The 818-nt window shown below is 31.4% G+C and carries 1 protein-coding gene; it reads left to right on the top strand.

Annotated features, from left to right (window positions below; all coding sequences use genetic code 11):
* Positions 1-276 precede the first annotated feature (276 nt).
* Positions 277-690, top strand: coding sequence for a helix-turn-helix domain-containing protein (locus tag D3P13_RS21785; RefSeq protein ID WP_117885820.1), 414 nt, complete (start codon positions 277-279; stop codon positions 688-690).
* Positions 691-818 lie beyond the last annotated feature (128 nt).

Here is an 818-nt window from a genome sequence, read left to right as displayed (position 1 = left end):
ATAGTAAACCGATATTTGAAAGGAGTGTTTTTCTCTCCTAAGGTCAAATAAATTTGATTTACATTGACACCCTTTACAATTTCTAAAACAATCTCTTTGACTGTTTCTGGGTTTTCAACCCTGTTTAAATTTTTGATTTTTGTTTCCATTTCTACCTTAATTTTTTATAAACTAAGTGTAATTAGGTGGTGTACCCAACCACAGTAAGTTGTTTTTTACAGCTCTTTATTTGTTTTTTACTTGTATCTTTATTGGATTAATTAGTATCTTTGAGGTATGACAACAGCTACAAAAACAAATCACATTGGACGCAAAATAAGTCGCATCCGTGAACTTAGAGGCATGAAGCAGGAAACGCTTGCGGAATCTCTTAAAATTAGTCAACAGGCGGTTTCTAAGATTGAACAATCTCCAGAGATTGAAGATGATAAATTGGAAGAGATAGCCAAAGTATTAGGTGTAAGTTCAGAAGCTATTAAAAATTATAGCGACGAAGCTGTTTTTAATAATATACAGAATAATTACGACGGCTCAGTTATCAATTCAGGACCTGCTATAAATCATCATTGTACTTTCAATCCTCTTGACAAGTTTCTAGAAGTACATGAAGAAAACAAGAAACTTTATGAACGCTTATTAAAAGCAGAGCAAGATAAAATTGAGTATTTAGAAAAGCTACTAAATAAATAGTTTTAGCTTTCATCTTAAAATTTAAAAGGTTAGAGCAGTAAATACTACTTTTATTATAATCTAACCGTTAAAAACTCCCTTTCAATGTACTTCCGTTATTTGGTGAGAAGCACATTGAAAGGGAATCT

Origin of the sequence: Aureibaculum luteum (assembly GCF_003449015.1) — a bacterium.
GTDB classification, from domain to species: domain Bacteria; phylum Bacteroidota; class Bacteroidia; order Flavobacteriales; family Flavobacteriaceae; genus Aureibaculum; species Aureibaculum luteum.
Note: the sequence above shows the minus strand (reverse complement) of the source record. Positions and strands in the feature narration are given on the sequence as shown.

Bases quoted from the DNA above. Each gene is read 5' to 3' on its own strand.
- D3P13_RS21785 (WP_117885820.1), top strand. From the start codon at position 277: ATGACAACAGCTACAAAAACAAATCACATTGGACGCAAAATAAGTCGC.